The sequence below is a fragment of the Streptomyces sp. NTH33 genome, assembly GCF_003236365.1.
In the GTDB taxonomy this organism is placed as follows: Bacteria; Actinomycetota; Actinomycetes; order Streptomycetales; family Streptomycetaceae; genus Streptomyces.
Genome location: NZ_POTZ01000617.1, coordinates 1 through 3,286 on the forward strand (window position 1 = coordinate 1; position 3,286 = coordinate 3,286).

Annotated in this window: 3 protein-coding genes; 2 read left to right on the forward strand and 1 reads right to left on the reverse strand. The window is 71.6% G+C overall.

Annotation, left to right across the window (positions count from 1 at the left end):
• Together C1I97_RS33880 and C1I97_RS33885 are read left to right on the forward strand one after the other, a co-directional pair.
• Nucleotides 1-355: polysaccharide deacetylase family protein (locus C1I97_RS33880; protein WP_146608383.1), on the forward strand; the 355-nt coding region annotated here is incomplete at its 5' end.
• Nucleotides 355-1,545, forward strand: coding sequence for a YVTN family beta-propeller repeat protein (locus C1I97_RS33885; protein ID WP_111006840.1), 1,191 nt, complete (start codon nucleotides 355-357; stop codon nucleotides 1,543-1,545). The genes C1I97_RS33880 and C1I97_RS33885, both read left to right, overlap by 1 nt.
• 169 nt (nucleotides 1,546-1,714) lie before the next feature.
• Here the strand turns inward: C1I97_RS33885 and C1I97_RS33890 are convergent.
• A partial coding sequence (locus C1I97_RS33890) for an N-acetylmuramoyl-L-alanine amidase (protein WP_111006841.1) occupies nucleotides 1,715-3,286 on the reverse strand: 1,572 nt, incomplete at its 5' end.

A 3,286-nucleotide genomic window follows, 5' to 3' on the forward strand; every position in this document is an offset into this window, starting at 1 on the left:
GGAGGACGGCGCCCGCGCCGAGATCACCGGCTGCGCGGACCGCCTGAAGCGGCTCACCGGCTCGATCGGCACCTGGTTCCGCCCCTCGCGCGCCCCGACCGCCTCCCCGCTGGTCCAGCGGCTGGCCCGTGCGGCCGGGTACCCGCACGTGCTGTCGTACGACGTCGACTCCCTCGACCACACCCGGCCCGGCGCCCCCGCCGTCACCCGCAAGATCCTGGCCGAGGTCCGGGGCGGCTCCCTGGTGAGCCTGCACTTCGGGTACCCGGACACGGTCACCGCCCTTCCCGACGTACTCGAAGAACTCGACCGCCGCGGCCTGCACGCGGTCACGACCACGGAGCTGCTGAGCTGATGCACCCCACTCGAATCGCCCGGGCCCTGACCGCCGGCGCCGCCTGCCTCGTCCTCACCGCACTGCCCGCCTGCAGCGGCGGCGGCGCGAAGCACCAGACCGGCGAAGCCCTCGGCAGCAAGGCACCCGCACAGCCCGAGCCGAAACAGCAGGCCTTCGACGGACTGCCCGGCATGCCGCCCGTCCTCGACCCGGCCGACGTCTACGCCGCCGACCGCCCGGGCAGACTCTCCCCGGTGGTCAAGGACTTCCCCTCCCGCGTCTACGTCCCCAACACCAACTCCAACACCGTCACGGTCATCGACCCGAAGACGTACAAGGTCCTCGAGACCATCCCGGTGGGCCGCCAGCCCCAGCACGTCGTGCCGTCCTGGGACCTGAGGACGCTGTGGGTCAACAACGACCTCGGCAACTCCCTGACCCCCATCGACCCGAGGACCGGCAAGGCGGGCAAGCCCGTCGACGTGCACGACCCCTACAACCTCTACTTCACGCCCGACGGCAAGTACGCCGTCGTCATGGCCTCCAAGGACCGGCAGCTGGTCTTCCGCGACGCGCACACCATGAAGGTGGCGAAGACCGTCCCGGTCAGCTGCGCCGGCGTCAACCACGCCGACTTCTCCATGGACGGCCGCTACTTCATCGTCTCCTGCGAGTTCAGCGGCGAACTGCTCAAGGTCGACACGGCGGGGATGAAGGTCGTCGGCCGGCAGAAGCTGGACCGCAGCGGCGCGATGCCGCAGGACGTGAAGGTCTCGCCCGACGGCAAGAGGTTCTACGTCGCCGACATGGTGGCCAATGGGCTGTGGGTCCTGGACGGCGACACCTTCGGCAAACCGGCCTTCCTCCCCACCGGCAAGGGCGCCCACGGTCTCTACGTCAGCCGCGACTCCCGCGAGATGTACGTCTCCAACCGCGGCGAGGGCACCGTCTCCGTCTTCGACTTCGCGAAGGGGAAACTGACCAGGAAGTGGCGCCTGCCCCAAGGCGGCAGCCCCGACATGGGCGGTGTCTCGGCCGACGGCAAGGTGCTGTGGCTCTCGGGCCGCTACCACTCCGAGGTGTACGCCATCGACACCCGCACCGGCGCCCAGCTCGCCCGTATCAAGGTCGGCAGCGGCCCCCACGGCCTCGCGGTCTACCCCCAGCCGGGCCGCTACTCACTGGGCCACACGGGAATCTTCCGCTGACCGCCGAGTCCTCGGACCGAATCTCCCCCACGGGGAGCCGTGGACTCGCCGGCCGAGGGCGCCCTGCCCCCGGTGGCCCGCCCGGAACCGACCCGCGCCCCGCGCCGCAGCGCGAACGCAGGCGCCCCGCACCGGAGCCGACCGGTGCGGGGCGCCAGGCGTGGCGGTGCTACTTGAGGTAGACGATGCCGTCGGTGGTGACGGCGGGACGGCCCGAGGTCCCGACGACCACGACCTTGATGGTGTGTTTGGCGCTGGTGGACCAGGTCTTGGTCCAGATGGCGTCGCGGTACCGGGTCGTCGCCGACTTCAGGTCGACCGTGGCGGTCTTGGTGCCGTCGACGTAGATGTGGGCCTGACCGGAGGTGGCGGCCCGGGAGACCAGCCAGGCCACGGAGCGGCCGGTGAAGGTCCAGGTCAGGGAGGCGTTCTTCGCCGAGCTGGTGAGGGACTTGCCGCCGAGGTAGCTGGTGGAGGACTTGCTCGTCCAGGCGCCGGCCTTGGTCGCGGAGGTCTCCTGGACGATGACGGGGGTGCCGGACGCGGTGGCCGTGCCGGTGTTGCCCGCCTGGTCGTGGGCGGTCAGGGACCAGGTGGTCGCCGCACCGGGCTTGGCGGTGAGGCCCGCGCTGGTGGTGGCCGGTCCGTAGGTGGCGGTGGCCGGGGCGGTGAGCCTGACCTCCTTCAGGGCGGCGTCGTCGGACGCCTTCCAGCTCAGGGTGACGGGGACGGCGGTGGTGTTCACCGTGCCCGTGCGCAGGGCCAGGGCCGGCTTGGTGGGGAAGGTCGGTGCGGTCGTCTCGGCGACCACCGTGACCGCCGCGGAGGTCGCGGCCTTCCCGGACTGGTGGGTGGCGCGGACCTGCACCTGGTGGCTGCCCGGCGCCAGGGTGGCCTTGGCCGAGGTGGCGGTCCCCGCGGCCGTTGCCACGGGCTTGCCGTCGACGAGGAGTTCGTACGTGCCGATCAGCGCCGACGGGGTGGTGGCCGCCCAGTTCACGGTGATCGCGGCCCTGGTGTAGTACGTCGCCCCGGACAGGCCGGCACCGGTGACGGACTTGATCGTCAGGCCCTTGACCGGCCCGGCGGCCCAGTCGCGGAGGGTGGGCAGCTTGGCGTAGTACGCGTTGCCGGGGCACTGGGTGTTGAAGTTGTCGCGGTGCCCGTGGATGACGGGCAGGCTCATCTTCGCGCCCTTGGCCCAGGTCTTGCCGGTGTAGCTGCGGCCGCTGTCACCCGCGGTGAGGGTGGCCGTGCCGGCCGGGCTCACGCCGTACTGCCCCAGCTTCCAGGCGGCGATCCGGGCCACCGAGGTCAGGGCGGCGTTGCTGGGGGCGACGTCGGTGTAGGTGCCCAGGATGGAGATGCCGGTGGTCTCGGAGTTGAAGCCGTAGGCGTGGGCGCCCATGACGGGCAGGTCCACCCCGCCCTTGCGGCCCTCGTAGACCGTCCCGCACTTGTCGACGAGGAAGTTGTAGCCGAGGTCCTTCCACTTCAGTTGCCTGACGTGGTACGCGTAGATGCCGCGGACGACGGCCGGCCCGTCGGCGCAGGTGTAGTTGTTGCTCTCGGCGGTGTGGTGGACCACCACTGCCTTGATCTTCCCGCCGGGCAGGTACCCGGGCTCCTCGGGACTGATCGACTCGTCCGCACCCCATCCGGCGCGCGAGACGATCGCCGGGCGCGGCGCGGTGGACGGCGGGGCCGCGGGCCCGGTCGCACCGGCGCTGGGGCTGGAGGG

Bases quoted from the DNA above. Each gene is read 5' to 3' on its own strand.
- C1I97_RS33885 (WP_111006840.1), top strand. From the start codon at position 355: ATGCACCCCACTCGAATCGCCCGGGCCCTGACCGCCGGCGCCGCCTGC.